The sequence below is a fragment of the Streptomyces sp. NPDC008086 genome (genome assembly GCF_042957325.1).
Classification (GTDB): Bacteria; Actinomycetota; Actinomycetes; order Streptomycetales; family Streptomycetaceae; genus Streptomyces.
In genome coordinates this window covers 459,298-486,230 of the sequence record NZ_JBIBIA010000003.1, presented here as the reverse complement: position 1 = coordinate 486,230, position 26,933 = coordinate 459,298, and the positions used below count along the sequence as shown (strand labels likewise).

Genomic DNA, 26,933 nt, shown 5'->3' with positions numbered 1-26,933 from the left:
CGTGAGCCCGTGACGCCTCGGTCGCCATGCGGCACATGGCGACCGAGGACGGGGTGGGTGCGGTGCTGAAGTCGCTGGGCTGATCAGCCGGCGGCCGGACTGGTCCAGCCGGCCTCCACATGGCCGAGGCGGACCCGCTGCGGGTGGTCGCCGACCGGGACGGACACCTGCTTGCGACCCGTGGCGAAGTCGATGGCCGTGACCTGGTCGGTGCCGCTCTCGGAGACCACACAGGACTTGCCGTCACCGCTGACCGTGGCCCAGTAGGGCTTGGATGCGGTGACGAGCGGGCCCTCCTGGAGGGTGGTGCGGTTGACGACGGTCGCGTAGTCGTCCATCGTTCCCGCGACACACAGCTTGCTGCCGTCGGGACTCATCGAGATGCCGTGGTGGCGTGAGTCGTTGACGAACGTGGTGCGGTCGTCGCTGGTCGCCGGGTTCTTCGGCAGGGTCTTGGTGCGGGTGATCTTCTCGGTGGCCAGGTCGTACTCGAAGAAGCCGTTGAAGAACGACACCTGGAAGTACAGCTTCGACTCGTCCGGCGAGAACACGGCCGGCCTGACCGCGTCGGAGTAGTCCGTCAGCCCGAGCGCGTCCAGCTTCGGACGCATGTCGATGACCTTGACCTGCTGGTACGTGGTCGCGTCGACGACGGTGATCCGCCGGTCGCCCTTCGTCCAGTCCAGCCAGGGGGCGTCGGTCTGTGTGTTCACGTCGCCGATCGCCATGTTGTAGATGTACTTGCCGTCCCGCGTGAAGATGTTCTCGTGCGGCTTGTCGCCGGTGGCGAACTTCCCCAGTTCCCGCCCCGTGTCGATGTCCAGCACATGCACGGTGTTGGAGGTCGAGGCCGACACCGCGACCCGCTTGCCGTCAGGGGAGACCGCCATGTGGTCGGCGCGGTAACCGGACACCGGGAAGCGCCAGTTGACGTCCCCGGTGGCCAGGTCGAGGGAGACGACGTCCGCGAAGCTGGGACGCGAGACGACCACGGACCTGCCGTCCGGCGTGGAGTACATGTCGTCGACGAACTGGTCGTGGCCCTCACCGACGCTGTTGCGGATCGCCATGAAGTAGATCCACTTGATCGGATCGGCGTTGATCTCCGCCATCCGCTCGTCCTTGTCGGGGATGACGTCGATACGGCCGATCTTCCCGAAGTCCCCGGAGGACTTGATGACATCGGCGGTGCCGTCCCAGTTGTTCCCGACGAACATCACCTCGCGCAGGGCGGCGGCGGAGGAGTCGGCGGCGGTGGCGGTGGTCGCGGGGACGGCGGCGGTCAGGGCGAGGGCGGCGGCCACGGAGCACAGGTGCCTGGGTCTGATGGCAGGCATGACTGCTCTCTTCCTCTGAGATGGGAGTCCTGCGAGAGGGGAGGGAGAATCTGAACACGGGTGCTTTCAGAATCAACTTACTGAAAAGTAAGGAGGGGGTGCCCTTCTCCACAAGACTGCGTACACGACAAAATTGGCCGTCGGGTCGGCAAGGTGCTGGGAGGACAGCGTGACGGGCAGGATCAAGGCGCCCACCGGCCGCTACGGCGGCAAGTCGGCCGCTGAGCGACAGGCCGAGCGGCGGCGGCGCTTCCTGGACGCGGCGCTGCGGCTCTTCGGCGGCAGCCCCGGCTACCGGGGCACGACCGTCGCGGCACTGAGCGAGGCCGCGGGCCTGTCGACCCGTCAGTTCTACGAGGAGTTCCGCGCCCTGGAGGACGTCCTGGCCGCCCTCCACCTGGAGGTCAACGCGTGGGCCGAGGAGGCCACTCTGACCGCCGTGGCGCAGGCGCAGCACCTCCCGCTCGCCGAGCGCGCCACCGCGATCTTCCGCGCGTACGCCGCGAACGTCACCGCCGACCCGCGCCGCATCCGCATCACCTTCGTCGAGATCATCGGCGTCAGCCCCCGGCTGGAGGAACAGCGACTCGCGCGCCGGGCCCGCTGGGTCGAGCTGGTCTGCGCCGAGGTGGCGTCCGCCGTGGCGCGCGGGGAGGCGGCGCCGCGCGACTACCGGATCGCCGTGACCGCGTTCATCGGCAGCGTCAACGGGCTGCTGCACGACTGGAGCGCCGGGTGGGTGGACGCCACCCTCGACGAGGTCGTCGACGAACTGGTCCGCATTCTCCTCGGCATCCTCCAGCCGAGGGACGCACGGCTGGCCGGTGCCTGAGGCGGGACCACCGGCGGCGTCACCGGACCGTGCGGTTCAGCCGCCGAGCCGGTTCACCGCGTCGAGGACGGGCGCGAAGCCGTCCTCCGCCCGCAGTCGGTCGGCGATGTCCCGGGCGCGGCGGCCGTAGGACGCATCGGTGGTCGCCCGGCGTACCGCGTCCGCCAGCGCGTCGGCCGTGAACTTCCGCAGCGGCACGGCGCGCGGGGCCACGCCCAGGGCGACCAGTCGGCCGGCCCAGAAGCCCTCGTCGAACTGGATCGGCACGGGCACCGCCGGTACCCCGGCGCGCAGCCCGGCCGCCGTGGTGCCCGCACCGCAGTGGTGGATGACGGCGGCCATCCGCGGGAACAGTGCGGAGTGCGGCACCTCGTCGATGGTCAGGACGTCGTCCCCGGCCGCCTCCAAGCCGCCCCAGCCCCGCTGGATCACCGCGCGCAGCCCGGCCCGGCGCAGCGCGCGCACGACCTCGCCGCTCAGCCGCGCCGGGTCCGGCACGGTCGCGCTGCCCATGCCCACGAAGACCGGCGGCGGGCCCGCTTCGAGGAACTCCCTGAGTTCGGCGGGGAGTTGCGTGTCGCCGTCGTACGGCCACCAGTAACCCGTCACTTCCAGGTGCGGTGGCCAGTCGCGCGGCCTGGGCACCACCAGGGAGCTGTAACCGTGCAGTGCGCGGTTCCTGCGCGGGGTGCGGGACCTGCCGCGCGGCAGCCCGAGGCGGGTCCGTGCGTCGGGTACGGCCGCCGAGAAGACCCGCTGGATGGCGAGGCTCACGCCGTGTCCGGCGACCCGGTTCCCGACGGGCCCCCAGGAACCGCCCCCGAGCATCGGCGGCCCGAACTCCCGGGTGGGAGCGAGCGGTTGCAGCGGGACGTCGAGCGTGGGGAGCGAGAGGCCGTCGGCGATGGCGTGCCCGAGCGGGGTGGTGGCGCCCGCCAGGAGCAGGACGTCACTGTTCCGCGCGGCGGCCAGCATGTCGTCCGTCAGGTGCCCGGCCAGCGCCCGCGCCATCCCCACCACGCGCACGAGCTTGCCCAGACCGGTCGCGCTGCGGTGCAGGCTCCGGCCGCGCTCGGATTCCAGTTCCGCCCGTGGATCCAGCGGCATCGGATGGAAGCGCACACCGGATCCCGCGACCAGCCGCTCGAAGCAGCCGTGCGTGACCAGGGTGACCTCGTGTCCGGCCCGGGACAGGGCGTGCCCGAGTCCGGTGTAGGGGGCGACATCGCCCCGGGAGCCCGCCGTCATGATCGCTACACGCACCCTGTCAGTATGGCGGCCGACGGCCCTCGTGAGCGTCAACCAGTCGCATGAACCGGCGACTTCAGGCCCGCCCCATCCGTTGACTTCCCCCTCGCGTGGCTCTAATTTCGGCGCACACGTTCGAGTTTCCGAATGTTATTCGAAATGCCGAACCTCATGTCATCCCCGCATGAAGGAGCCGCATGTACCCCCCTCCCCGCAGGAACTTCCTGCGCCGCTGCAGATCCACCGTCACCCGCGCCCTCGTCCTGGCGCTGGCCGCGAGCACCGCCCTGCTGTTCGCGGGGTCCGCTCCCGTCCAGGCGGCCACGCCCCGTCAGGTGGCGGTTCCCGGCGCGCCCATGGGCTGGGCGTCCTGGAACGCGTTCGCCGCCAAGGTCGACTTCAACGTCATCAAGCGGCAGGTCGACGCGTTCGTGGCGGCGGGGCTGCCCGAGGCGGGCTACGAGTACATCAACATCGACGAGGGCTGGTGGCAGGGCACCCGGGACGGCGCCGGCAACATCACCGTCGACGAGACGGAGTGGCCGGGCGGCATGAAGGCCATCGCCGACTACATCCACAGCAAGGGCCTGAAGGCCGGCATCTACACCGACGCCGGCAAGGACGGCTGCGGCTACTACTTCCCCACCGGCCGCCCCGCCGCGCCCGGCTCGGGCAGCGAGGGCCACTACGAGCAGGACATGACGCAGTTCTCGCGGTGGGGCTTCGACTTCGTGAAGGTCGACTGGTGCGGCGGTGACGCCGAGGGCCTCGACCCCAGGACGACCTACCAGGCGATCAGTGACGCCGTGGCCGCGGCGACCGCCACCACCGGCCGCCCGCTCGCCCTCTCCCTGTGCAACTGGGGCTACTCCAACCCCTGGAACTGGGCCCCGGGCATGGGCCCGATGTGGCGGACGAACACCGACATCTTCTTCCACGGCGGCACACCGTCCTACGGCAACGTCCTCACCGCCTTCGACCGCAACATCCACCCCACGGCCCAGCACACCGGTTACTACAACGACCCCGACATGATGGTCGTCGGCATGAACGGCCTCACCGCCGCCCAGAGCCGCTCCCACATGAACCTGTGGGCGATCTCCGGCGCCCCGCTGCTGGCCGGCCTCGACCTCACCACCCTCACCGCCGAGACGACGAGCATCCTCACCAACCCCGAGGTCATCGCCGTCGACCAGGACCCGCGCGGCCTCCAGGGCGTCGAGGTCGCCGAGGACACCAGCGGTCTCCAGGTGTACGGCAAGGTCCTCGCCGGCAGCGGCAACCGCGCCGTCGTCCTGCTCAACCGCACGTCGACCACGCGGAACATGACCGTCCGCTGGTCCGACCTCGGCCTGACGAACGCCGCCGCGACCGTCCGTGACCTGTGGGCCCGCCAGAACGTCGCCACCACCGGCACGAGTCACACCACCAGCGTCCCGGCGAACGGCTCGGTGATGCTCACGGTCACCGGCGGCACCGAACAGGCCGCGAGCACCTACAGCGGCACGTCGGCCTTCTCCGGCGTCGTCGCCGGGAGCGCCGGCCTGAAGACGGTCGAGGTCTCCTACACCAACAACACCTCCACCGCCCGCACCGCCACCCTCACCGTCAACGGCCAGACTCCCACCAAGGTCTCCTTCCCGCCGACCGGTTCCAGTGCGGGCAACATCTCCGTCCACGTCTCCCTCGCCAAGGGCAGCGCCAACACGATCTCCTTCTCCGGCGCCCCCGCCCTCGACGGCATCGTCGTTCGGCCGCTGCCCGGCAGGAACGGCACGCTGATCACCGGGACCGGCTCCGGCCGTTGCGCCGACATCGACGACAACGCCATCGCCAACGGCACCGACGCCCAGCTGTGGGACTGCAACGCCGGTCAGAACCAGGTCTGGCGGTACGACAGCACCCGCAAGGAACTCGTGGTGTACGGCAACAAGTGCCTCGACGCCCACAACCGCGGCACCACCAACGGCACCCGGGTCGTCATCTGGGACTGCAACGGCCAGACCAACCAGCAGTGGAACCTCAACGGCGACGGCACCCTCACCAACGTCAACGCCGGGCTCTGCCTCGACGCGTACGGCGCGGCCACCGCCAACGGCACGAAGCTGGTGCTCTGGACCTGCAACGGCCAGAACAACCAGAAGTGGACGGTGAGCTAGCCCGGCCCTAGGCGAGACACAGGACCAGTACGCCGCACGCCGCGGCGCAGATCAGCAGGCAGGAGGCCAGCAAGCGGCGGCGCAGACCGCGGTACCTCGCCTCGTACTCGTCCCGCAGTCCTCCGGCACGCGCCGCCGTGCGCTGCCAGGAGGCGCGGGCGAGTGCCAGGTACTCCGCCTCGAACCGCCGCTCCACCTCACCCCGCTGCTCCTCCGTCAGCCAGCGCAGCGGCGCACTGAACCGCGCGGCGGCCGTACGGCCCTCCTCGCGGGTCGCGGCGAGCAGCAGATGCCCCTCGACGTCGTTGAGAAACTTGTCGGTGATGCTCACGGGGACGTCAACTCCCTTTCCGGCGTCGGGGCGTGGTGCAGGTCGAACGCCGGCGACTCGGAGCGAATGCGGGGCAACGTCAGGAAGTTGTGGCGCGGGGGAGGGCAGGAGGTCGCCCATTCCAGCGAGCGGCCGTAACCCCACGGATCGTCGGCCTCGACCTTCCTGCCGTATTTCGCCGTCTTCCAGACGTTGTAGAAGAACGGCAGCAGCGAGGCGCCGAGGACGAACGAGAAGACCGTCGACAGGGAGTTGAGCGTCGTGAGTCCCTCCACGGCCAGGTAGTCGGGAATGCGGCGCTGCATTCCGTTCACACCCAGCCAGTGCTGGACCAGGAAGGTGCCGTGGAAGCCGATGAACAGCGTCCAGAAGGTCATCTTGCCAAGGCGCTCGTCGAGCATCCTGCCGGTGAATTTCGGCCACCAGAAGTGGAATCCGGAGAACATCGCGAACACCACCGTGCCGAAGATGACGTAGTGGAAGTGGGCCACCACGAAATAGGTGTCCGAGGTCGGGAAGTCCAGCGGTGGTGAGGCGAGCATGACTCCCGTGAGGCCGCCGAAGACGAAGGTGACGAGGAATCCCAGGGCCCAGAGCATGGGCGTCTCGAAGCTCAGCGAGCCGTTCCACATCGTTCCGATCCAGTTGAAGAACTTCACGCCCGTCGGCACGGCGATGAGGAACGTCATGAAGGAGAAGAACGGCAACAGCACACCTCCCGTGACGTACATGTGGTGCGCCCACACCGTCACGGACAGGCCCGCGATCGCGATGGTCGCCGCGATCAGACCCGTGTAGCCGAACATCGGCTTGCGGGAGAAGACCGGGATGACCTCACTGATGATGCCGAAGAACGGCAACGCGATGATGTACACCTCCGGATGGCCGAAGAACCAGAAGAGGTGCTGCCACAGCAAGGCTCCGCCGTTCGCCGCGTCGAAGACCTGCGCGCCGAACTTGCGGTCCGCCTCCAGCGCGAACAGCGCCGCCGCGAGCACCGGGAAGGCCAGCAGCACCAGCACCCCGGTCAGCAGCACGTTCCAGGTGAAGATCGGCATGCGGAACATGGTCATGCCCGGGGCGCGCATACAGATGATCGTCGTGATGAAGTTGACCGAACCGAGGATCGTGCCGAAGCCGGAGAACGCCAGACCCATGATCCACATGTCGGCACCCACCCCCGGGCTGCGGACCGCGTCGGACAGCGGCGCATAGGCGAACCAGCCGAAGTCGGCCGCGCCCTGCGGCGTCAGAAAGCCGCCGACCGCGATGAGCGAGCCGAACAGGTAGAGCCAGTAGGCGAACATGTTCAGCCGGGGGAACGCCACGTCGGGCGCGCCGATCTGCAGCGGCATGATCCAGTTCGCGAAGCCGGCGAACAGCGGCGTCGCGAACATCAGCAGCATGATCGTGCCGTGCATCGTGAACGCCTGGTTGAACTGCTCGTTCGACATGATCTGCAGACCTGGCCGGGCGAGCTCGGCGCGCATGAACAGCGCCATCACACCACCGAGGCAGAAGAACGCGAACGACGTGACCAAATAGAGCGTTCCGATCGTCTTGTGATCCGTGGTGGTCAGCCACTGCACGGCTCGGACGCTCCTGATGTCTCTGATCCTCTTCACGCCCCGCCTGTGTCCGCGGCCCACCCGGACGTCACACTCGGGGGACGCGACAAGAATCACGGAAACGGGTGTGACGATCCGGCGGGTGCCGGACACGAACGGAACATGAGCAACGACGAGATCTTCGCCGCTGCCTATCGCGAGCACTACTGGGCGGTCAGCCGCTACGTCGCGCGGCGACTGGACGGGCGCACGAGTGAGGTCGAGGAAGTGGTGGCGGAGGTGTTCACCGTCGCCTGGCGGCGCCGTGCGGACCTGCCGGCCGCCCCGCTGCCCTGGCTGTACGGCGTGGCACGCAACTGCCTGGCGAACGCGGTACGCGGCTACGGACGCCGCCGGCGCCTGGTCGACCGGCTGGGCCACGACGAGACCGCGCACGGCCGGCACATCGTGGACAGCCCGGACACCGAGGCGCCGGGCGCCTGGGTGCACGAGGCGCTCGACCGGTTGTCCCCGGCCGACCAGGAGGTACTGCGGCTCACGGCCTGGGAGGAACTGGCCGTCGAGGAGGTCGCCGTGGCCCTCGGCTGCGGCAGACGGGCCGCGGCCATGCGCCTGCACCGGGCCCGGCGCCGACTCAGAGCCGAGATCGACCGTATGAGCCCGCCGACCGTGTCCAAGGAACGAAGCCATGGCTGACGAACTCGAACTGCTGCGCCACGCCAACCCCGTCCCGGTCGACGGCCCCCACTTCGGCGACGGCCCCCTCGACCACCACGCCGAACGACACCTCGACCGGCTCCTGCGCGAACGCCCCACCATCTCCGCGCCGTCCCCGCCGCGCCGCCGTACCCGGCTGGCCTGGGGCCTCGCCGCCACGGCCGTCGTCGCCGCGCTCGCGCTGGCCCTGCTGTTCACCGGCCAGACGACCGCCCCCGCGGTGGCCGCACCCCGCCCGCTGCTCGTCCAGGCCGACTCCACCCCCGTACCCCTGCGCACCCTGGCCGAGCGGGCCGGGGCGGCCGCGGCGGACGGGGCGCCGAAGCTGCGCAAGGGCACCCACGTGCAGACGTGGAGCATGGGCATGAGCGACGACAAGCCGCCGATCACGCTCCCCGAGGAGCGCATCGTGCGCTGGCACGCCGACGACAGTCACACGGAGATCGTCGTGGCGACCGACCCCCGCCACCCGGGCCGGCCGGTCCTCGGCGGCGACGGAGAACTCGTCGCGGACGGCCACGTCCTCAGCCGGCAGACCTATCCGCCCAGTTGGAGCGACGCCCCGCCGCAGTCACCGCCGCCCACCGACCTCGGGCGCCTGCGCGCCTACCTCCAGGAGGCCGAGTACAGCAGGACGGCGCTGAACACCGGCGAGCTCCTCCACGCCGTCGCGACACTCCTCGACACCTGGACCCTCGGCGCCCGCGAGTCGGCCGCCCTCGCACAACTGCTCGCGGACACCGAGGGGCTCCGACCGGCCGGGCAGGTGACGGACCGGCTCGGCCGGCGGGGACAGGCGTACGTGTACGACGGGACCGGCTCCCGCCAGATGCTGATCATGGACCCGGCCACCGGGGACGTACTCGGGCTGGAGACCACCTTCACCGAGGCGGAACCGGAGTACGGCGTCAAGGCCGGTGACGTGATGTCGTACAGCGCCTGGATGCGCTGACCGCGCCCGTCACACCCCGAGCTGCCGGGCGGCCGCGTCCACCGTCTGCTCCAGCAGCGTGGCGATCGTCATCGGACCGACGCCGCCCGGCACCGGCTTGATGAGCGAGGCCCGCTCGACGGCCGAGTCGATGTCGACGTCGCCGACGTTCCCGGCTTTGGAACCGGCGTCGACGACGACGGCTCCGGGCTTGATGTCCTGCCCCCGGATCAGCCGGGCCCGCCCCCCGGCGGCGACCACGATGTCCGCCTCCCGAAGGCCGCGGACAGGTCCGCCGTACGGAGGCGCCGCGGGCCCCGGACAGCGGCTCCGTGCCCGCCGTCAGCGCTCGCGCAGGCGGCGCCGGTCCTGTTCGTCCCAGGCGCGGGTGTCGCGCGGTGTCGCGTAGGGCTCCTCGTCGGGCGGGTGGCCGCCGGCGATGGCGCGCTGTCGCTGGGCCTCGGCGTCGAACTCCAGACCGAGCAGGATGGCGAGGTTGCCGACCCACAGCCAGACCAGGAACACGATCACGCCGGCCATGGTGCCGTAGGTCTTGTTGTAGGAGGCGAAGTTGGCGACGTAGAACGCGAAGCCGGCCGAGGCGACCAGCCAGATCACCAGGGCGAGGAAGCTGCCCGGGGTGATCCACCTGAAGCCGCGCACCTTGGCGTTCGGGGCCGCCCAGTACAGGAGCGCGATCATGGTGGTCACCAGAACGGCCAGGACCGGCCACTTGGCGATGGACCAGACCGTCAGGGCCGTGTCCCCGATGCCCAGGGTGGAGCCGACCTGCCGGGCCAGGGAGCCGGTGAAGACCACGATCAGCGCGCTGAGCAGGGCCAGCACCATGAGGGCGACGGTCACACCGAGCCGGATCGGCAGGATCTTCCACGCCGGGCGCCCCTCGGGGATGTCGTAGACGGTGTTCGAGGTGCGGATGAAGGCCGCGACATAGCCGGAGGCGGACCACACCGCGAGGACGAGGCCGACGACGGCCATGACGGAGCCGAGGCCGCCGTTGCCCTGCAACTGCTCCACCGCGCGGGTGAGGATGTCCCGGGCCGAGCCGGGCGCGAGCTCGTTGATGTTCTCCAGGACCTTGTCGGTGGCCGACCTGCCGACCAGACCGAGCAGGGACACCAGCACCAGCAGGGCCGGGAACAGCGACAGCACGCTGTAGTAGGTCAGGGCCGCCGCGCGGTCGGTCAGCTCGTCGTCCTTGAACTCCCGCAGCGTGCCCTTCAGCGCCGCCCACCACGATCGCCTCGGCAGCTCGCTCGGCGTGTCCGGGGCCTGCCGCTCCACCTGCGGATCCGGGCCGACGCTCGCGGGCGCCGGATTCGGTGGCACCGGCTGGTCCTTGTGCCTGGATCTGAGTAGTCGGGTCATGTCCCCCGGGTATCCCGGCCCCGGCCCGCTCAAGCGCGATCGGCACCCGCGTCCGGGGCGCCGGAAAATCCGGCGACCGTTCAGACGCGGACTGTTACCGTCGAGCCCATGAAGGTCATCAGGCACAGCCACTCCGCAGCCGCGCGAGCGCCCCGCTCGACGGCTGCCGACGCCTGATCCCACCCCTCCCGGCGGCCGGAAACGGACCGCCGGTGCACGTGCGTCCCTTCTCCCTCCCGGTCGCACCCGTTCCGCGGCTCTTTCCGGTCCCACGACCGAAGGAACCCGCGATGAACACGATCAACCCGATGAACACGATCAATCCGATGAGCACCGACCGGATCGTCCGCACCTTCACCGACTACTTCCGTGAGCGCGGACACGAACTCCTCACCGGCGCCACCCTCCTGCCCCCACCCGCCGACCCGGTGCTGTTCACCACCTCGGGCATGCACCCGCTCACGCCCTATCTGGAAGGCCGCCCGCATCCCCAGGGACGACGCCTGGCCGGCGTCCAGCGCTGCCTGCGCACGACGGACCTCGACGAGGTGGGCGACCGCACCCATCTGACCGTGTTCGAGATGCTCGGCTCCTGGTCCCTCGGCGACTACGGCCATACCCGGAGCCTGCGCCTGGGCCACGAACTGCTCCGCGACGGGTTCGGTATCCCGCCGGAGCGGATGTACGCCACCGTCTTCGGCGGAGACGACCAGGTGGGCCCCGACCACGAGTCGTCCGACACCTGGCGCGAGTTGGGCGTGCCCGTGGAGCGGACCGGCGACGACAACTGGTGGTCCCACGCCCCGGTCGGCCTGTGCGGCCCCGACTCGGAGATCTTCGTGTGGACCGGTGGCCCCGGCACCCCGCCCCAGGGCAGCCCGACCACCGACCCGCGGTGGGTGGAGGTGTGGAACCACGTCAGCATGCGCTACCGCCGCCTCGAGGACGGCAGCCTCCGACCCCTCCGACAGCCCAACGTCGACACGGGCATGGGACTCGAACGCCTCGCCACGGTCCTCCAGGGCCATGACTCCGTCTACGACAGCGACCTCTTCGAACCCTGGACACGGCTCGTGCCACCGCTGTGGAACCTCGACGAGCCGTCGCTGCGCCTGGTCTGCGACCACCTGCGCTCCGGCATCGCCGTGCTCGGCGACGGCGTACGACCGTCCCACACCGGCCGCGGCTACGTCCTGCGCCGGCTGACCCGCCGCGTCCTCACCACGCTCTGGCGCGACGACCCCTCACGCACCCTGTCCGACCTGCCGACCGAACTCCTCGGGCACACCCTGGACCGCTTCCGGCAACCCGGCGGGACGGAGCCGGTGCGCGAGGTGCTGCTGGACGAGGAGCGGCGGTTCGGGGTGCTCCTGGAGCGGGGGCGCCGGGTGCTGGGCGGATCACGGTTCGCCGGCCCGCTCAGCGACGAGGACTACCGGTACCTCCACGACACCCACGGGCTGCCCCGCGACCTCGTCACGACGCTCCGCACGCCCTGACGCCGGGAAGGTCCGGGCCGGCCACCGGTCACTGGCGGGGTCGGCCCGGACCTCGGGCTGCTTCCTCTCCTCCCGGTCCTTGCCTGCTCGTGCTCTCCTGCTCCGCTACTCGTCCCATGCCTCGACGATGATCTGCTGGGAGATCTTGCCGTCGCGCAGCGTGATCATGGACTCGGACAGGACGCGTACCCCGTCCGCGTACTCACAGGACTCGCTGTAGGCCGCGCGGTCACCCTGGACCACGCATCCCTCCAGCTTGTGCGTCATGTCGCGGCTGTAGACATCGGTGAGCATGCCCGCGATCTCGTCGCGGCCGTGCAGCACCTTCGGGTGGCTGGGCTGGGCGTTGCGGTTCACGACGCGGATCTCCGCGTCGTCCGTGTACAGCGACAGAAGTGTCTCCGGGGTGCGTCCTTCCACGGCCCGGCGCAGTATGTCGGTGTCGAACGATTGTCGTGCGGCAGTGCCCATGGTGACCTCCTCCGAGGCCCGCGGCAGGAAGAGGGGGCGGCCGCGAGGGCCTCACCTTCGAGAGTCCTCCGCCGCGCCGGAGCAGGCAAGCGCAGCCGTGCGCTGGGCCTGGTGGGTGAGCGGCGCCGCGCGGCCGTGTCCGGCGGCGGACGCCCGCGTTGCTGAGGACATGATCTCAACACGACGTATCGTCGCGGCCGTTGGACTCGCCGCCGGTCTCACCGGCCTCACCGCACCCACGGCGCAGGCCGCCGAAGTGGACGCCCCGATCGCCGGCCGGATCGATCCGGTCGGCACGCTCGACTCGCTCGCCGCGACCGGCATCCCCGAGCGGCACAAGCACCGCGTCCCGCCGGTCTCCCAGCACCTGAGCCACCTCGACCAGGTCAAGGGCCTGAGCCGGCTCGGTTAGGCCGCTTCCCCCGCTCCCGCGAGCGTTCTCCGAGGGCCGCCGGATCGATCCGGCGGCCCTCGCGCGTGTGCCGAGAGTGACGTGCCATCTACCCGCTGGTGTCCAGGAAGTGGAAGCCGGGCCGGGGGTGCATCAGGAAGTCGTGGTGCGAGATGTTCCACGCGTACGCCCCCGCCAGCGCGAACACCACCCGGTCCCCGGCCCGCAGACCCGGTGCCGTGACCCGGCGGGCCAGGACGTCCTTCGGGGTGCACAGCTGTCCGGTCAGCGTGACCGGCTCACGTTCGGCGGACGGACGCGGCCACGGATGCGGCCAGGCGTCCACCGGCAGGACGGAGCACGGCTGGTCGTGCCCCTTGGTCGCCGGGGTCCGCAGATGGTGCGTGCCGCCCCGGACGACGGCGAACTCCTCCCCGTGGCTGTGCTTCACGTCCAGCACCTCGGTGGCGTACCAGCCGCAGTACGCCGTGAGCGCCCGGCCCGGCTCGATGCGCAGGGTCAGCTCCGGGTGCCGCTCGGTGAGCCGGGCGAGCCCTTCGCCGTAGGCCGCCCAGTCGAAGCGGCGCTCCGGGTCGCCGTAGTCGACGTGCATGCCCCCGCCGACGTTCACCTCGGCGAGCCGGATTCCGAGGCCCGTCGCCCAGGCGACGACGGACTCGGCGACCGCCACCTGCGCCGGGGCCTCGAGACCGCTGGCCAAGTGGGCGTGCACGCCGCGCAGTTCGAGCTGCGGATACGTGCCGTCCGTCAGCGCCGCGAGCACCGGCCCGACCCGCCCCGGATCCATGCCGAACGGGGTCGGCCGGCCGCCCATCGCGAGCGAGCTGCCCGCCAACGACCCGTCGGCCACCGGCAGGTTGACGCGCGGCAGCACCGCCACCCGCCGCCCCGGCGCCACCCGCCGCGCCAGCTCGGCCAGCATCCGCAGCTCGTACTCGCTCTCCACGTGAAAGCGCTCGGTGCCCGCTGCCAGCGCGGCCGTCACCTCCTGCGGAGTCTTGCCGGGACCGCCGAAGGCCAGCGGGCGCCCCGGCACCGCCCGGGCGACATGGGCGAGTTCGCCGCCCGAGGACACCTCGTAGCCGTCGACATACGGGCCGAGCGCGGCGAGGATCTGCGGTTCCGGGTTGGCCTTGGCGGCGTAGTACAGCTCGACCCGCTCGGGCAGGGCGTCCCGGACGGCACAGGCGTGGTCGCGCAGGGACGCCAAGTCGTAGACGTATGCCGGTAGTTCGGTGGACGGCAGGGACAGGATCCGGTCGCGGACCGGGGGTGTCGGCCGGGTCATCGGGTGCCTCCGGGCAGGTCGCGCTGGATGTCCTCGGCGAGCGGCGACGGCAGCCGGACGTAGCCCGCCTCCCGGTCGGCCTTGCGCTCCCAGCGGGTGAGGAGGTTGGCCTTGGCGGGCAGCGGCACCCCGGCGAGCAGGGCCGCCAGCCGTGGCGGGCAGCCGAACCGCTCGGAGTACGCCCGCAGCGTGTCACGCACCCGGCCCCACAGCGCGGCCTCCGCCCGGGGGTGCAGGTCGGCGAGGGCGGCCAGCACCTCGGCGACATGGTTGACCAGCAGGCAGTACACGACGCGGTCCCAGCCGCGCTGCGCGTCGTACGTCAGGGGGCCCGCGACCTCGGGCGGCAGCGCGCCGAGGGTGTCCTCGTGGTGGTCGGGGACCAGCTTGGTGCCCTCCAGGTCGCGGAAGAGCACCTGGACGGGCCGGCCCTCGCCGTCGACACAGATCAGGACGTTCTGCAGGTGCGGTTCCAGGACCAGACCGTGGTCGAAGTAGGCGGCCAGGACGGGCGGGAGCAGCAGGTCGAGGTAGGCGGTCCACCAGTCGAGGGCCGTCTGTTCGTCCGCCCCGGCGAGGAGACGCGAGAGATGTGCCGGACCGGTCGGGTACTCGTCGGCGACGGCGGCCGCCAGCAGGGGAGTGGCGCCCGGCGCCAGCCGCCGGGGCAGGCCCTCGCGGACGATGACGCCGAAGCCCTCGAACAGTGCGCGGTCCGGTGTGCCGTCGGGGCCGGGGAGGGCCAGCGTGCGGTAGGCGGGCTCGCGCAGCATGGCGTTGCCGGGGAAGCGCTCGGCCAGGTCGGCCAGTGCCGGGGCCAGGACGCGGGTCAGGGCGACGGCGCCGGACAGCTCATAACTGCTGTTCTTGCGCAGGCAGTTGGTGATCCGCACGTTCAGACTGAACTTCAGGAAGGTCTCCCCGTCGTACAGCGTGCGCACCGACGCGGTGGCGGCGAACGGCTGCCCGCCCAGACCGAGGTCCAGGACGTCGCCGCGCTCCAGGGCGGCGCGCAGCAGGGGGTGCTCGCGGAGCGTCTCGTACTGCCAGGGGTGGGTGGGCAGCAAACGGTAGCCGTCCGGGACGTCCGTGCGCTGCCGGTCCAGCGGGGTGAGGGCCGACGGGTCGGCGTACTCCTCGGCGATCAGGTCGGCGCGGACGGCGAGATGCCGCAGCGGGAAGGAGGCGGCGGCCTCGGGGGCGTACGTGGACCAGGCGCGCGGATCGCCCGTGCGGGCCTTCGGCGTGGGGTGGAAACGGTGGCCGAAGACGAGGGACTGCTCGGACCGCAGGTAGGTGGAGAGACGGTTGTCCGTGGGGCCCGTCGGCCGGATGCCGGTGAGGGCGGTGTCGACGGCCTCGTGGCTGGAGGCGATCTGCTCCAGGAACTCCTCGTTGCGCACCCCCGTCCGCAGGGCCAGCTCGTCATGGGTGTACTCGGCGAGGCGCCGCCAGTCCACCGCGTCCCACGCGCCGTCCCGCTGTTCCTCCACCGGGCCGGTGAACCGGTGCGCCCCGAGCAGTGACGTGCGGCGCAGCGCCACCCGCAGTAGGACGCCGCGGCGGGGCAGCCGCAGCAGCAGCCGGCCGTCCGCGACGACGGACTGGTGCTCGGGCGCCGACACCTCCCGCAGCAGGCAGTTGAGAAGGGTGTGGGCCACCGCCTCGTCCGCGGTGGGCAGTTCGGCGCGAGCGGCGGGGGTACGGCCCTGCTCATGGAGCGAGTCGGTCAGGGAGGGCATCAGTGGCTCCAGCGGGTGCGCAAGTGCAGTGTGGGGAGGAGGGCGGCGGCGACGGCGGCCGCCGCACCGCCGATCAGCACGGGTGCGGCCGGTCCGTAACGGGCGCTGCCCGCCGCCGCGGTCACGCCGGCGACGACCGCGCCGGCCTTGGAGAAGAGCTCCAGCGACCCGAACATCCGGCCGGGCGAGCGGCCCTTGGCGCAGTCGGCGGCCAGCACAGACAGACAGACCAGGCCGAGGGTGAGCCCCGCACCCAGCAGCAGTCGTACGGCGATCAGCGTGGGCAGCGAGTCGGCGATCCCGTGCCCGGCGAGTCCGAGCGCGATACAGGTGAAGCCGAGTGCGAGACCGGCCCGTGGACGGTCCCGGAAGACGGAGTGCACCGTCAGCGCCGACACCAGGTAGCACAGGTGGGGCAGCGCGAAGAGGACACCGGTCACGGTCGGCGAGGTGCCGGGGAGGCGCTCGTCGACGAGCTCGATGAGATACGGGAAGGAGATGACCGTGGAGAACACGAAGGCGAACTCCAGCGCGAACAGACCCCGGAGCGACACCCGCGCCGGCGCCTGGGTCACCGCGGTCTCGGGCTCCCGCCGTGGCGGCCCGGCCGGGGCCGGCTCCGGCAGCGCGGCCAGCAGCAGGGCCGCCGTCAACGGCAGTACGGCGAGCAGGGCGTACTGCCGGTGCGGGGACAGCCAGCCCGACAGGGCGCCCACCACGATCGGAGCGGCGACCAGCGCGGCCCGGGCGCTGCCCTGCATCAGGGTGAGCGCCTTGGACAGCGCCGGACCTTCCAGGGCCGCGCCCAGATAGCCGTTGGACGCGGCGAACGTACCGCCCAGGATGCCCTGGAGGACCAGCGCCACCGTGAACATGGCCAGCGAGTCCGCCCAGCCCGCCAGCAGGAACGACACCGCGAGCCCCAACTGGGCGCGCAGCAGCAGCCGTTTGCGGCCGAAGCGGTCCGCGAGCCGCCCCCACAGCGGTGCCCCGAGCGCACCGAACACCGTCGGCACCACATAGAGCACACCCGCCCAGCGGGCCTCACGGTCACCGAGCTCCGGCAGGATCTCGGTGAGATACGGCGGCAGTCCGAGCGCGGCGAACGACGCCACGAAGTAGCAGCCCGCCACCGCGTGCACATGCCCGCGCCCGAAGTCCGACCTCGGTATCCGCAGCGTCTGCGCGCTCATGTCGAACTCCCGTTGCGCAGAAGGTAGTTGGGTCCGCTCGTGTAGTGCTTGTTGATGTCCGCCGCGCCCGACCGCTCCTTGGACAGCAGCGTCCCGGCCGACACCATCGCCTTCACCGGCAGCTGCGCGGCGTCCAGCACACGGGCCCGCAGCACGTCCGCCGCGTCGCCGCCGAGCCGGTCGACGGCCTCCGTCAGCCGGTCCCGGACGAGATCCAGCAGCGCCCGCCGGTACCGGGGGAGCCCGAACGCGTAGGCGCCCGCGCACAGATGCACGGTGATGGTGGTGAACACGTCGGCGACCGGACCGTCGTCCGTACCGAGGATCCGCCCGTCGTCGAAGGCCCACGGACCCGGCAGCCGGGCGTCCAGTCGTGCGGTGTTGACGCGCGGCCCGTCGTTGTCCTTGAACAGCAGCCGCAGACTGCCCGGCCGCAGCACCAGCGAGACGTTCTGCTGGTGCGACTCCAGGGCGATGCCGAAGCCGAACAGGGTGGTCTGCCAGTCGAACAGCAGGGTGAGGGCCGCGTCCAGCAGGGCGAGCGGGTCACCGCCGTAGAAGCGGTCGGCGAGCCCCTCGATCACCGGGCGGCCGTCCGGCGCCTCGGCCGGCAGCGCTGCCAGCGGCACCACCGTGCAGTCGTCGAGCCCGGCCGGATAGCGGCGGCACAGCACGGCCAGCAGCTCGTGCCCGGCGTGGGCGTACGTCGTCTCGTCGGCGTGCAGGACCGTCTCCCGGAAGCGGGGCTCGCGGGCGATCACGGCTTCCAGCAGTCGCTGGCCCACCGCTCCGTCGACCAGCGTGCCCGGCTTGATGGTCCGCTTGTTGCGCAGCCCCAACGTCGCGGTGGCCAGCGGAAGTTTGAGGTGCATGGACGGGTCCTCGACCGTGGCCACGGTCCGCATGGACAGCGTCGGTACGACGTCCAGACAGGTGCGGTCGGCCAGTACGGTGCCGGCGGGCAGGGCGTCGACCGTGAGCGGATGCACGGGCAGCGTCACATGCGTGTCCCGCAGGCCGGCCAGCCCCAGCGTGTCGGGCGTCGGCCAGAACTCCGGCAGCTTGCCCGCGAGGACGACCTCGTCCCGGGGCACGGCGAGCCAGCGCAGCGCGAACCGCGGGCGGAACTCCGGGGCGTACGCGCGCAGCTGCTCCTCGGTCAGCCCCGACCGGCCGCGCGCCGTCGGGTACACGGGGTGGTCGTGGCGGGCGGCGAGCGTGTCGTACACCAGGCCGCCGCCGAGACCGGGACCGTCCGTGAGCCGGGCCATGACCTCCGCCCGTGTCGCCGCGTGCAGCCGCACGGTCGCCAGCGTCTGCCGGCACTCTTCGGCGAACGCGTCGAAGCCGCCCCGGTCCTCGGGATCGGCGAGCTCACGCAGTGCGCCCAGCACGCTCTCGTACGAGGTCAGCTCCACGCCGTCCGACTCGCGCACGAGGAGCGGCCGCCGGGCGGCGTACACGCACTGGAAGCCGTCCTCGGCGACCGGCAGCAGCAGGGCGTCCTGTTCCGCGGGGAGCCGCAGCCAGGGCCCGTCCTGCTGGTGGACCGGCGTGCTCCGGGTGCGCAGACCGACCACGTCCTCGCGCAAAAGAGCGCTCAGCACCCGGGTGAGGAGTTCCGCCTCGGCGGCGTCCGGCGCGGTCACGGCTGGATCTCCCAGCGCCGCTCGGCCAGGAAGTCGGCCACCACGCGGTCCACGGTCGGCTGGTCGGTGCCGGTGGCCCGTAGGACGCCGAGGTAGTCCCGGTTGGTGCGGTACAGCTCGTGCCGCTCGCCCACCGCACGCAGCGGACGGTACGTCAGATGGACGCCGTCGACGTCCACTTCGGTGGCGGCCGGGGCGCCGACGAGGATGCCCGCGCGGTCGGCGCACGGGTACTCCAGACGGGCCGCGCCGTCCCTGCGGACGCCCAGGTCGGCCGGGAGCGGCTCGCCGAGGTGGACACGCAGGATGTGCTCGAAGAGCGGGATCCGCAGCAGCCGGGCGAGCAACAGGTCGCACTGGTCGCCGATGGCACGGTAGTTGACCTCGATGATCCGCGCCCGCCCCTCGTGCACCACGAACTCGGTGTGACAGGCCCCGAACCCGACGCCCAGCGCGTCCAGCTGCTCGAGGACCTGCGCGACGACCGGCTCGGGGTGGGCGGGGACGAAGGTGAGGCGTTCCTCGACGAAGTACGGCGGTGGCGACAGCTCGGTGTGGAAGCCGCCGAGGACATGACGGGCGTGCCCGTCGCCGAGGGTCTCCAGGGTGAACAGGTCGCCGGGCAGGTACTCCTCGACGACCAGGACCGCGCCCGGGCGGCGGTCCAGGATCTCCTTGGTGTGCGCGACCAGCTCCTCGGGGTCGTGGACGAGGACGACGTCCTCGCTGGCCACGCCCTCGCGCGGTTTGACGACACACGGGTACGGCGCGTCGCCGGGCGCGACCGGGTCGGTCAGCTCGGCCGACCACACGGTGTCCACGCCGGCCGCGGCGAGCCGGCGGCGCATCTCGGCCTTGTCCTTGCAGCGCAGGGTGGCCCGCCAGTCCTTGCCGGGGAGGTTGAAGTAGGCGGCGGCCAGGGCGGCCTGGGTCTGGAGGTGGTCGCTGTTGGTGAAGACGGCGTCGGGCTCGTGGTGCGTCGAGACGCGGGTGATCACGGCCCGGAAATCACGGACGTCGCACTCCAGGATGTCGACGTCCGGGTAGACCTCACGGTGGGCGGCGGGCTGGTCGGTGAGGACGGTGACGTCCAGGCCGAGCCGGGCCGCTGCGGGCAGGAACCCCTCGGTGACGGCGTCGGTCGGGTTGAGGGCGAGCAGGTACAGGCGCATGCCGGATGAGCAACTTCCGCTAGCGGGTGGGGGGTCGAGGGGCGGGCCGGCCGGTCGGACACGGCCCGCCCCTGAGGGGTCGGCGGCCGCTACTTCGCCGGGAGCTCCACGCCGGTGGCCTTCGCCACGTCCTTGAGCATCTCCTCGGCGGCCTGGACGCCGATGCCGGACATCCACGTCTCGTCCGGGACCTCGAAGACCTTGCCGTCCTTCACGGCCGGGAGGTCCTTCCACACCGGGTTGGAGACGACCTGCTTCTTCTGGGTCTTGTCCTCGGCGTCGGCGGCGGTGACGAAGATCAGGTCGGCGTCGGCCTGGTCGATCTCCTCCGGGCTGACGTCCTTCATCGTGACCTCGGGGTCGTTCGAGATCTGCGACTTGGGCCGCTGGAAGCCGATGTCGTTCAGGACGACGCCGCTGTAGGAGTTGGTCTGGTACAGACGGGTCGGACCGGCGATGAAGCGGACCACGGACACGGTCGGCATGGTGCCGCCGTCCTTCTTCTTCACGGCCTCACCGAGCGCCTTGGCCTGTGTCTCGTACTCCTTCAGCTTGGCCGCGGCCTCCTTCTCCAGACCCAGCGCCTCGGCGTGGACCTTCAGGTTCGCCTTCCACACACCGCCGGTGGTCTCGGTGAACACGGTCGGGGCGATGGCGCTGAGCTTGTCGTAGACCTTCTCGTGCCGGACCTTGGAGGACAGGATCAGATCGGGCTCGAGCGAGGCGATCTTCTCCAGGTTCGGCTCCAGCAGCGGGCCGACGTCGACGGTGTCCTTCAACTCGCCGTCGAGGTACGTCGGGAAGCCGCCGGACGTCTTGAAGTGCGGGGCGACCGCGCCGACCGGGTCGATGCCGAGCAGAGTGACGTCGTCCAGCTCACCCGTGTCGAGCACGACGACCCGCTTGGGCTGGGACGGGATCTTCACGTCGCCCATCACGGTCTTGAGCGTGCGCGGGAAGGCGGAGCTGTCGCCCGCGGCCTTGGCGCCGTCGCTGCCGGCGGAGGAGTCCTCGCTGCCGCAGGCGGCCAGGACGGCCGTACCGAGCACGACGGCGAGCAGCACGGCGATCAGCCGGCCGATTCCGCGCAGGGGAGATCGGTTGAACATGGGGGTCCTTCTGTGAGAGGGGACGGATCAGGCGGTAGCGGCGGAAGTACGCCGCACGGCGCTGCTCTTGGGGACGACCAGCGGGGTGCCGGTCTCCGGGTCGGGAATCACCCGGCAGTCCACGTCGAACACGGACTTCACCAGCTCCGCGTCGAGGACGTCGGCCGGGGCACCGGCGGCGGCGAGGCTGCCGTCCTTGAGGACCACCATGTGGTCCGCGTAGCGGGCGGCCTGTCCGAGGTCGTGCAGCACCATCACCACTGTGCGGCCCGCCTCGGCGTGCAGGGCGGCGACCAGATCGAGTACGTCGAGCTGGTGCCGCAGGTCGAGGAAGGTGGTGGGCTCGTCGAGCAGCAGCAGCTCGGTGTCCTGCGCCAACGCCAGCGCGATCCACGCACGTTGCCGCTGACCACCGGAGAGCTGGTCGACGGGGTGGTCGCGCAGGGCAGCGGTGCCGGTGCGCTCCAGGGCCTCGTCGACGGCCCTCTGGTCGGCGGCCGACCAGGGGCTCAGCAGCCGCTGGTGCGGATACCGGCCCAACCGCACCAGCGCCTCCACGGTGATCGCCTCCGGCGTCACCGGCTGCTGCGGCAGCAGCCCCATCCGCAGCGCCAGCGCCCGCGCCGACATGCGGTGGATGTCGGCACCGTCCAGCGTCACACTGCCGGCGGCCGGCGCCAGCAGCCGGCTCAGCCCGCGCAACAGGGTCGACTTCCCACAGGCGTTGGGCCCGACAATGGCCGTGACGGCACCGCCCGGCAACGTCAGATCGAGCCCACCGACCACGGTCCGATCGCCATAGCGCAGATCGAGCCCCTGCGTGGAGAGCTGATTGGCGGTCACGGGCATGCGGGCTCCTGAAGGCCGGTGGGATGTTCATGCGGGGGAGGTGACGCCCTCAAGGGGCGCGGGGAACTGCGCGACCAGCCACAACGGCGCCGCGGCCGAACGATGCCCCATCGCGGCCTTCCCAGCGGAGCGCCGGTCATCCTTGGCTCCTCTGGACGGGCGAACTCTGCCGCAGCATCAACACCAACAGCCAGGGCGCCCCCAACGTGGCCGTAACCGCCCCGACCGGCAGTCCCTCGACCGGCAGAAGGTGCTGCACCACCAGGTCGGAGGCCAGCAACAGCACCGCTCCGGTGAGCCCGGCCAACGCAAGCGACGCAGCGGTCGGCGGCCCGGTGACGAACCGCACGATGTGCGGGACGGCCAGCGCCACGAACGTCACCGGCCCGGCGAGCGCCGCCGCCAGCGAGGCCAACACGACCGCGAGGACGAGCAGTTGGAGCCGGGCACGGTGGGTACGCAGCCCGAGCGCGCCTGCCGAGTCGTCCCCGAGGTCCAGCACGGCCAACTGACGGTTCATCACCAGCGCGGCGGCGAGCGCGAGCACCATCGCGCCGCCCGCTCCCCAGACCTCGGTCCAGGTTCGCCCGTACACCGAACCGGATATCCACTGCAGCGAGGATCCGGCGAGTTCGGCCGGGAAGCGCACGATCATCAGGTTCACGGCGGCGGCGAGACCAGCCTGTACGGCGAGGCCGGTGAGTACCAGCCGGGTGACCGTGAGTCCCGAACCCCAGGCGAACACGCCTAGCAGCAGGGCCGCGAGCAGTCCGCCGACGAGCGCCCCGACCGGGATCAGCGCCTGCGAGGCCCCGGCGGCGATCAGCGCGACCGCGCCGAGCGAGGCGCCGCCCGTGATGCCCATGACGTCCGGGGAGGCGAGCGGGTTGCGGAACAGCCGTTGCAGCACGCATCCCGCAGCGCCGAGCCCGGCACCGGCGAAGATCGCCGCCACCGTCCGCGGCGCCCGGAACTGCTGCACCACCAGCACGTCACCCGGATCCCCGAGCCCGACCAGCGCGCGCAGCGCCGTGCCCGCGGGCATCGGCATCTCACCGATCGTCAGGGACACGGTGAGCAGCACGAACAGCAGGGCCAGACCGGTCGCGGCGAACAGCAGGACGCGGCGCCTGACCCGGGCCCGGGACGGCGACGGGGACTTCGTACGCGGGGGCACGACCGCGGCGCTCATCGGGCCACCCTCCGGGCCAGCAGCGCCAGCAGGGGCGCCCCCAGGAACGCGGTCACGATGCCGACCTCCAGTTCCGAGGGCCGGATCACCATCCGGCCGAGCACATCCGCCGAGAGCAGCAGGAGCGGGCCGGCGATCAGGCAGCCGGGGACCAGCAGTCGGTGGTCACCGCCGAGGAGGGGGCGTACGAGATGAGGGGCGGCCAGGCCGATGAAGGCGACCGGGCCGGCCACCGCGACCGCCGATCCGGCGAGCAGGACGACCGCGATGCCGCCCGCCAGCCGGATCCGGGCGACCGGCACCCCGAGCGCCTGGGCCGAATCGTCGCCCAGGGCAAGGGCGTTGAGGGCGGGGGAGACGGCGAGTGCGACGACCAGGCCTAGCAGCAGGGTCGGCAGGACCGGCCACAGGACGTCGAGGGTGCGCCCGGACAGGGATCCGGCCAGCCAGAAGCGGGCCTCGTCCAGGGTGCGCTGGTTCATCAGCATCACGGCCGACGTCCAGGACAGCAGCACGAGTTGGAGCACGGTGCCGCCGAGCGCCAGCCGTACGGGGTCGATGTCCCCGGCACGGCGGGCCAGCGCCTGCGCGAACAGGGCGGCCCCGGCCGCGCCGGCGAACGCGAACCACACGTACTGGGCGGGGCTGTTGAGACCCAGCGTGAAGATGGCGACGACGACCGCGAAACCGGCGCCCGCGTTGATGCCGAGCGTCGTCGGCGAGGCGAGGGGATTGCGGGTGATGCCCTGGGCGACCGCGCCCGCGACCCCGAGCGCGGCGCCTACCGCGAGCCCGATGACGGTGCGCGGCAGGCGCAGTCCGGTCACCACCAGGGCCTCGCGCCCGTGAACATTGCCGAGGAGCGCGTCCACCACCGTGCCCAGGGGCACGGACCGGGCGCCGAGGGCGAGGCTCAGCGCGGTGCAGAGGGTCAGGGCGGCGAGGCCGGTGAGGAAGAGCGGTATGTGCCTGAAGGCACGGAAGGCCACACCGGTCGGTGCGCCCCGTTGGGTCGCAGTCACAAGCCGTGAGCTTAGGTTAGGCTTGCTTTACGTTTCAACTGCTGTGAGATCACTGTGATGTGCGCGATAGTCGATCAACCGCACGGGGTTCACCTGGGATTTCCCCTTGATCGCGAGTGTAAGGTAAGCCTTACCTGCTTCGCTTTTCGCTGCAACCGCCCAGGAGCGCCGATGCCCGTGGCCCTCACGATCCCGCCGCCCGGCGCCGTCGCGCGTACGCTCCGTCATGACTTCACGCGACTGACCGGCCTCTGTGACGTCCTGACCGTGCGGGTCGCCGCGCCCGGCGCCCAGGAGGGCGCGGCGGGCGTGTCGGCGGCGGACCTGGTGAAGGACGAGGCCGTGCTCGACGCGTTCGTGGCGGCGGAGGCGAACCGGATTCACGATCGCCACGGAACCGTTCCGCGCCGCGACGTCGCCGCCTCCCGCGCGCTGCACGACTACGCCTGGTCCGTCGCGCTCCTCATGAGCGGACCCTGGTACCTGGCCCGCCGGGTGCCCCGGATCCGGCCCGAGGACCTGCGCCTCGACCTCGCCACGGCCGAGTTCACCCTGACACCCGGCAGCGACCTCGCCTGTCTGGCCGACGATCCGGCGGCCACGCTCCCCGGCGTGCTGACGATTCCTCACGAGGAGGCCCTGCGCGCCGAGTTGCGCGCGGCCGTCGCCGATCACATGGGTCCGCTCCTGGACGCGATCGGCCCCGTCACACGACGCCGCTCACGCGCCCTGTGGGGCATGGTCGCCGATGACCTGGTCTCCGGCATCTGGTACCTCGGCCGGACCCTGGGCCGCGAGGACGACGCCGTACGGGCGGCCACCGAACTGCTGCCGAAGAGTGTCGCCCCCTACCCGGGCGGCGCCGACTTCCGCCATCTGACGACCGCCGACGGCCACCGGCACCCCACCCGCACCCGCGCCGGCTGCTGCATGTACTACACGATCCGCCCGGCCGAGGCGTGCTCCACCTGCCCGCGCACCTGCGACACGGAGCGGCTGCGCAGGCTCCAGGACTGACCGCCCCCGCACCCCCGCCGACGGATCACTCGGCCGTCGCCAGGAACTGAGTAGCCGCCAGCTCCGCGTACAGGGGGTCGGACGCCACGAGTTCGCGATGCGTGCCCACCGCGCGCACCCGGCCCGCGTCCATCACCACGATCCGGTCGGCCATCGTCACCGTGGACAGCCGGTGCGCGACGACCAGGACCGTGGTCGTACGGGCCACGTCGGCGACCGTGTCGCGCAGCGCCGCCTCGTTCACCGCGTCCAGCTGCGAGGTGGCCTCGTCCAGGAGCAGCAGCCGGGGGCGGCGCAGCAGGGCGCGGGCGATGGCGACACGCTGACGCTCGCCGCCGGACAGCTTGGTGCCGCGATGGCCGACCAGCGTGTCCAGACCGTCGGGCAGCCGCGCGACCAGGCCGTCGAGACGGGTCGTCTTCAACACGCGCGTGAGGGCGTCGTCGGCCGCTTCCGGGTTGCCGAGCAGCAGGTTGGCGCGCAGCGAACCCGACAGGACCGGCGCGTCCTGCTCCACATAGCCGATCGCGGACCGCAGCCGCGGCAGCTCCCAGTCCGCCAGGTCCCGCCCGTCGAGCGTGATGGTGCCGGCCTCGGGGTCGTAGAACCGCTCGATGAGGGAGAACACCGTGGTCTTGCCCGCGCCCGACGGACCGACGAACGCGGTCATGCCCTGTGCGGGCACGGCGAACGTCACCCCGTGGTGGACGTACGGCAGATCGTCGGCGTACCGGAAACGGACGTCCTCGAAGGCCAGCGCGGCCGGCTCCGCCCCGGCGGCGGGCAACGGCGCGGGCGCGGCGGCCGGTTCGGCGGGCAGCCGCAGCGCCTCCTGGATCCGCGCGAGCGCCGCCGAACCCGTCTGGTACTGCGTGATCGCGCCGACCACCTGCTGGATCGGCGACATCAGATAGAAGACGTACAGCAGGAAGGCGACCAGCGTGCCGACGTCGATCGCCCCCGTCGCCACCCGCGCCCCGCCCACCGCGAGCACCGTGATGAACGCGATCTGCATGGCGAGCCCGGCCGTGTTGCCCGCGGCCGCCGACCACTTGGCGGCCCGCACGCTCTGACGCCACGACTCCTCGGCCGCCTCGTGCAGGGTCCGTTCCTCCCGGTGCTCGGCGCCCGAGGCCTTCACCGTGCGCAGCGCGCCGAGGATCCGCTCCAGCGAGGCCCCCATCACCCCGACCGCGTCCTGCGCCTGCCGGCTGGCCCGGTTGATGCGCGGCACGATCACGCCGAGGATCGTGCCGGCGGCCAGGATCACACCGAGTGTCACCAGCAGCAGCACCGGATCCACCAGACCCATCATGGCCACCGTGGCCACGAGGGTGAGCCCTCCGGTGCCCAGGCCCACGAGCGAGTCGGTGGTGACCTCGCGCAGCAGCGTCGTGTCCGACGTGATGCGGGCCATCAGATCGCCCGGCTCGCTGCGGTCCACGGCGGTGATGCGCAGCCGCAGCAGATACGACGACAGGGCACGCCGCGCGCCGAGCACCACCGACTCGGCGGTGCGCCGCAGCACGTACGAACCCAGCGCGCCGAGCGCCGCGTTCGCCACGACCAGCCCGGACATGATCAGCAGCGCCCCGGTGATGGCCCGGTCGTGGGACAGGTCGTCGATCAACTCCCGGGCCACCAGCGGCAGCAGCAGCCCGGTCGCGCCCGTGACCAGCGAGAGCACGGCGCCCGCCAGCAGGGTCCACCGGTGCGGGCGGACGTAGCCCAGGAGCAGCCGCCAGGTGGGTGGGGCGGGTTCGGTCGCTGCGATGCTCACGGGGCTCCTCCGAGGTGGGACGGAGC

At 71.6% G+C, this 26,933-nt stretch carries 23 protein-coding genes and 1 pseudogene; 7 read left to right on the top strand and 17 right to left on the bottom strand.

Going from position 1 to position 26,933, the window contains the following annotated elements; all coding sequences use genetic code 11:
* Positions 1 to 83: 83 nt before the first annotated feature.
* Positions 84 to 1,337: a YncE family protein gene (locus ACFZBP_RS12450; RefSeq protein ID WP_391412383.1), complete on the bottom strand. Its 1,254-nt coding sequence runs from the start codon at positions 1,335 to 1,337 to the stop codon at positions 84 to 86.
* A gap of 169 nt (positions 1,338 to 1,506) precedes the next feature.
* Here ACFZBP_RS12450 and ACFZBP_RS12445 point away from each other — a divergent pair, with 169 nt between their 5' ends.
* Positions 1,507 to 2,169, top strand: a complete 663-nt coding sequence (locus ACFZBP_RS12445; RefSeq protein WP_383442966.1) for a TetR/AcrR family transcriptional regulator — start codon at positions 1,507 to 1,509, stop codon at positions 2,167 to 2,169.
* A 36-nt stretch (positions 2,170 to 2,205) separates the two neighbouring features.
* On the opposite strand, the gene ACFZBP_RS12440 is transcribed toward ACFZBP_RS12445, so the two are convergent.
* A complete protein-coding gene (locus ACFZBP_RS12440) occupies positions 2,206 to 3,417 on the bottom strand; it encodes a nucleotide disphospho-sugar-binding domain-containing protein (RefSeq protein ID WP_391413016.1) in 1,212 nt (403 codons plus the stop codon).
* A 197-nt stretch (positions 3,418 to 3,614) separates the two neighbouring features.
* On the opposite strand from ACFZBP_RS12440, the gene ACFZBP_RS12435 reads away from it, so the two are divergent.
* The gene (locus ACFZBP_RS12435) at positions 3,615 to 5,576 is read left to right on the top strand and encodes an RICIN domain-containing protein (protein WP_391412381.1); all 1,962 of its coding nucleotides are present in this window, start codon (positions 3,615 to 3,617) and stop codon (positions 5,574 to 5,576) included.
* A 7-nt stretch (positions 5,577 to 5,583) separates the two neighbouring features.
* On the opposite strand, the gene ACFZBP_RS12430 is transcribed toward ACFZBP_RS12435, so the two are convergent.
* The gene (locus tag ACFZBP_RS12430; RefSeq protein ID WP_391412379.1) at positions 5,584 to 5,907 is read right to left on the bottom strand and encodes a hypothetical protein; all 324 of its coding nucleotides are present in this window, start codon (positions 5,905 to 5,907) and stop codon (positions 5,584 to 5,586) included.
* Entirely contained in the window at positions 5,904 to 7,556 is a 1,653-nt protein-coding gene (ctaD, locus tag ACFZBP_RS12425; RefSeq protein WP_391413014.1) for a cytochrome c oxidase subunit I, read from the bottom strand. The genes ACFZBP_RS12430 and ctaD overlap by 4 nt, the downstream gene beginning before the upstream one ends.
* 81 nt (positions 7,557 to 7,637) lie before the next feature.
* Here ctaD and ACFZBP_RS12420 point away from each other — a divergent pair, with 81 nt between their 5' ends.
* Together ACFZBP_RS12420 and ACFZBP_RS12415 are read left to right on the top strand one after the other, a co-directional pair.
* A complete protein-coding gene (locus tag ACFZBP_RS12420; protein ID WP_383442977.1) occupies positions 7,638 to 8,171 on the top strand; it encodes an RNA polymerase sigma factor in 534 nt (177 codons plus the stop codon).
* Positions 8,164 to 9,144 (top strand): CU044_5270 family protein, encoded by a 981-nt coding sequence (locus ACFZBP_RS12415; RefSeq protein ID WP_391412377.1) that lies wholly within the window; start codon positions 8,164 to 8,166, stop codon positions 9,142 to 9,144. The genes ACFZBP_RS12420 and ACFZBP_RS12415 overlap by 8 nt, the downstream gene beginning before the upstream one ends.
* 9 nt (positions 9,145 to 9,153) lie before the next feature.
* Here the strand turns inward: ACFZBP_RS12415 and ACFZBP_RS12410 are convergent.
* Together ACFZBP_RS12410 and ACFZBP_RS12405 are read right to left on the bottom strand one after the other, a co-directional pair.
* Positions 9,154 to 9,402: pseudogene (locus ACFZBP_RS12410) on the bottom strand (bifunctional 5,10-methylene-tetrahydrofolate dehydrogenase/5,10-methylene-tetrahydrofolate cyclohydrolase); the annotation flags it as partial.
* Between the two features lie 63 nt (positions 9,403 to 9,465).
* On the bottom strand, positions 9,466 to 10,512 hold the full coding sequence (locus ACFZBP_RS12405; protein ID WP_391412375.1) for a YhjD/YihY/BrkB family envelope integrity protein: 1,047 nt from the start codon (positions 10,510 to 10,512) through the stop codon (positions 9,466 to 9,468).
* A 326-nt stretch (positions 10,513 to 10,838) separates the two neighbouring features.
* Here ACFZBP_RS12405 and ACFZBP_RS12400 point away from each other — a divergent pair, with 326 nt between their 5' ends.
* Positions 10,839 to 12,011, top strand: a complete 1,173-nt coding sequence (locus ACFZBP_RS12400) for an alanine--tRNA ligase-related protein (protein WP_391413012.1) — start codon at positions 10,839 to 10,841, stop codon at positions 12,009 to 12,011.
* A gap of 105 nt (positions 12,012 to 12,116) precedes the next feature.
* Here ACFZBP_RS12400 and ACFZBP_RS12395 read toward each other — a convergent pair whose 3' ends face one another.
* A complete protein-coding gene (locus ACFZBP_RS12395) occupies positions 12,117 to 12,482 on the bottom strand; it encodes a nuclear transport factor 2 family protein (protein ID WP_391412373.1) in 366 nt (121 codons plus the stop codon).
* 169 nt (positions 12,483 to 12,651) lie between these two features.
* On the opposite strand from ACFZBP_RS12395, the gene ACFZBP_RS12390 reads away from it, so the two are divergent.
* Positions 12,652 to 12,894, top strand: coding sequence for a hypothetical protein (locus tag ACFZBP_RS12390; protein WP_391412372.1), 243 nt, complete (start codon positions 12,652 to 12,654; stop codon positions 12,892 to 12,894).
* Positions 12,895 to 12,982: 88 nt separating this feature from the next.
* Here the strand turns inward: ACFZBP_RS12390 and ACFZBP_RS12385 are convergent, their stop codons facing one another.
* From ACFZBP_RS12385 to ACFZBP_RS12345, 9 genes are all read right to left on the bottom strand, one after another.
* Positions 12,983 to 14,182 carry a type III PLP-dependent enzyme gene (locus tag ACFZBP_RS12385; RefSeq protein ID WP_391412370.1) on the bottom strand — a complete coding sequence of 400 codons (1,200 nt, stop codon included), beginning with the start codon at positions 14,180 to 14,182 and terminating at the stop codon, positions 12,983 to 12,985.
* A complete protein-coding gene (locus tag ACFZBP_RS12380) occupies positions 14,179 to 15,924 on the bottom strand; it encodes an IucA/IucC family protein (protein WP_391412368.1) in 1,746 nt (581 codons plus the stop codon). The genes ACFZBP_RS12385 and ACFZBP_RS12380 overlap by 4 nt, the downstream gene beginning before the upstream one ends.
* Positions 15,924 to 17,117, bottom strand: coding sequence for an MFS transporter (locus ACFZBP_RS12375; RefSeq protein ID WP_391412366.1), 1,194 nt, complete (start codon positions 17,115 to 17,117; stop codon positions 15,924 to 15,926). The genes ACFZBP_RS12380 and ACFZBP_RS12375 overlap by 1 nt, the downstream gene beginning before the upstream one ends.
* The gene (locus ACFZBP_RS12370) at positions 17,114 to 18,766 is read right to left on the bottom strand and encodes an IucA/IucC family protein (RefSeq protein ID WP_391412364.1); all 1,653 of its coding nucleotides are present in this window, start codon (positions 18,764 to 18,766) and stop codon (positions 17,114 to 17,116) included. Before ACFZBP_RS12370 ends, ACFZBP_RS12375 begins: the two co-directional genes overlap by 4 nt.
* The gene (locus tag ACFZBP_RS12365) at positions 18,763 to 19,938 is read right to left on the bottom strand and encodes an ATP-grasp domain-containing protein (protein ID WP_391412362.1); all 1,176 of its coding nucleotides are present in this window, start codon (positions 19,936 to 19,938) and stop codon (positions 18,763 to 18,765) included. Before ACFZBP_RS12365 ends, ACFZBP_RS12370 begins: the two co-directional genes overlap by 4 nt.
* A gap of 89 nt (positions 19,939 to 20,027) precedes the next feature.
* A complete protein-coding gene (locus ACFZBP_RS12360; RefSeq protein WP_391412360.1) occupies positions 20,028 to 21,047 on the bottom strand; it encodes an ABC transporter substrate-binding protein in 1,020 nt (339 codons plus the stop codon).
* 27 nt (positions 21,048 to 21,074) lie between these two features.
* Positions 21,075 to 21,896 (bottom strand): ATP-binding cassette domain-containing protein, encoded by an 822-nt coding sequence (locus tag ACFZBP_RS12355; RefSeq protein WP_391412357.1) that lies wholly within the window; start codon positions 21,894 to 21,896, stop codon positions 21,075 to 21,077.
* A 136-nt stretch (positions 21,897 to 22,032) separates the two neighbouring features.
* Positions 22,033 to 23,088, bottom strand: a complete 1,056-nt coding sequence (locus ACFZBP_RS12350) for an iron chelate uptake ABC transporter family permease subunit (protein WP_391412354.1) — start codon at positions 23,086 to 23,088, stop codon at positions 22,033 to 22,035.
* Positions 23,085 to 24,077 (bottom strand): iron chelate uptake ABC transporter family permease subunit, encoded by a 993-nt coding sequence (locus ACFZBP_RS12345; protein ID WP_391413010.1) that lies wholly within the window; start codon positions 24,075 to 24,077, stop codon positions 23,085 to 23,087. The genes ACFZBP_RS12350 and ACFZBP_RS12345 overlap by 4 nt, the downstream gene beginning before the upstream one ends.
* A gap of 204 nt (positions 24,078 to 24,281) precedes the next feature.
* Between ACFZBP_RS12345 and ACFZBP_RS12340 the strand changes: the two genes are divergently transcribed.
* On the top strand, positions 24,282 to 25,127 hold the full coding sequence (locus ACFZBP_RS12340; protein ID WP_391412352.1) for a (2Fe-2S)-binding protein: 846 nt from the start codon (positions 24,282 to 24,284) through the stop codon (positions 25,125 to 25,127).
* A gap of 25 nt (positions 25,128 to 25,152) precedes the next feature.
* Here the strand turns inward: ACFZBP_RS12340 and ACFZBP_RS12335 are convergent, their stop codons facing one another.
* Entirely contained in the window at positions 25,153 to 26,907 is a 1,755-nt protein-coding gene (locus tag ACFZBP_RS12335) for an ABC transporter ATP-binding protein (protein WP_383443023.1), read from the bottom strand.
* Between the last annotated feature and the right edge of the window lie 26 nt (positions 26,908 to 26,933).

Coding starts and splice junctions, on each gene's coding strand:
- ACFZBP_RS12450 (WP_391412383.1), bottom strand. CDS start 1,337: ATGCCTGCCATCAGACCCAGGCACCTGTGCTCCGTGGCCGCCGCCCTC.
- ACFZBP_RS12440 (WP_391413016.1), bottom strand. CDS start 3,417: ATGACGGCGGGCTCCCGGGGCGATGTCGCCCCCTACACCGGACTCGGG.
- ACFZBP_RS12435 (WP_391412381.1), top strand. CDS start 3,615: ATGTACCCCCCTCCCCGCAGGAACTTCCTGCGCCGCTGCAGATCCACC.
- ACFZBP_RS12420 (WP_383442977.1), top strand. CDS start 7,638: ATGAGCAACGACGAGATCTTCGCCGCTGCCTATCGCGAGCACTACTGG.
- ACFZBP_RS12415 (WP_391412377.1), top strand. CDS start 8,164: ATGGCTGACGAACTCGAACTGCTGCGCCACGCCAACCCCGTCCCGGTC.
- ACFZBP_RS12405 (WP_391412375.1), bottom strand. CDS start 10,512: ATGACCCGACTACTCAGATCCAGGCACAAGGACCAGCCGGTGCCACCG.
- ACFZBP_RS12400 (WP_391413012.1), top strand. CDS start 10,839: ATGAGCACCGACCGGATCGTCCGCACCTTCACCGACTACTTCCGTGAG.
- ACFZBP_RS12395 (WP_391412373.1), bottom strand. CDS start 12,482: ATGGGCACTGCCGCACGACAATCGTTCGACACCGACATACTGCGCCGG.
- ACFZBP_RS12390 (WP_391412372.1), top strand. CDS start 12,652: ATGATCTCAACACGACGTATCGTCGCGGCCGTTGGACTCGCCGCCGGT.
- ACFZBP_RS12385 (WP_391412370.1), bottom strand. CDS start 14,182: ATGACCCGGCCGACACCCCCGGTCCGCGACCGGATCCTGTCCCTGCCG.
- ACFZBP_RS12380 (WP_391412368.1), bottom strand. CDS start 15,924: ATGCCCTCCCTGACCGACTCGCTCCATGAGCAGGGCCGTACCCCCGCC.
- ACFZBP_RS12375 (WP_391412366.1), bottom strand. CDS start 17,117: ATGAGCGCGCAGACGCTGCGGATACCGAGGTCGGACTTCGGGCGCGGG.
- ACFZBP_RS12365 (WP_391412362.1), bottom strand. CDS start 19,938: ATGCGCCTGTACCTGCTCGCCCTCAACCCGACCGACGCCGTCACCGAG.
- ACFZBP_RS12360 (WP_391412360.1), bottom strand. CDS start 21,047: ATGTTCAACCGATCTCCCCTGCGCGGAATCGGCCGGCTGATCGCCGTG.
- ACFZBP_RS12355 (WP_391412357.1), bottom strand. CDS start 21,896: ATGCCCGTGACCGCCAATCAGCTCTCCACGCAGGGGCTCGATCTGCGC.
- ACFZBP_RS12350 (WP_391412354.1), bottom strand. CDS start 23,088: ATGAGCGCCGCGGTCGTGCCCCCGCGTACGAAGTCCCCGTCGCCGTCC.
- ACFZBP_RS12340 (WP_391412352.1), top strand. CDS start 24,282: ATGCCCGTGGCCCTCACGATCCCGCCGCCCGGCGCCGTCGCGCGTACG.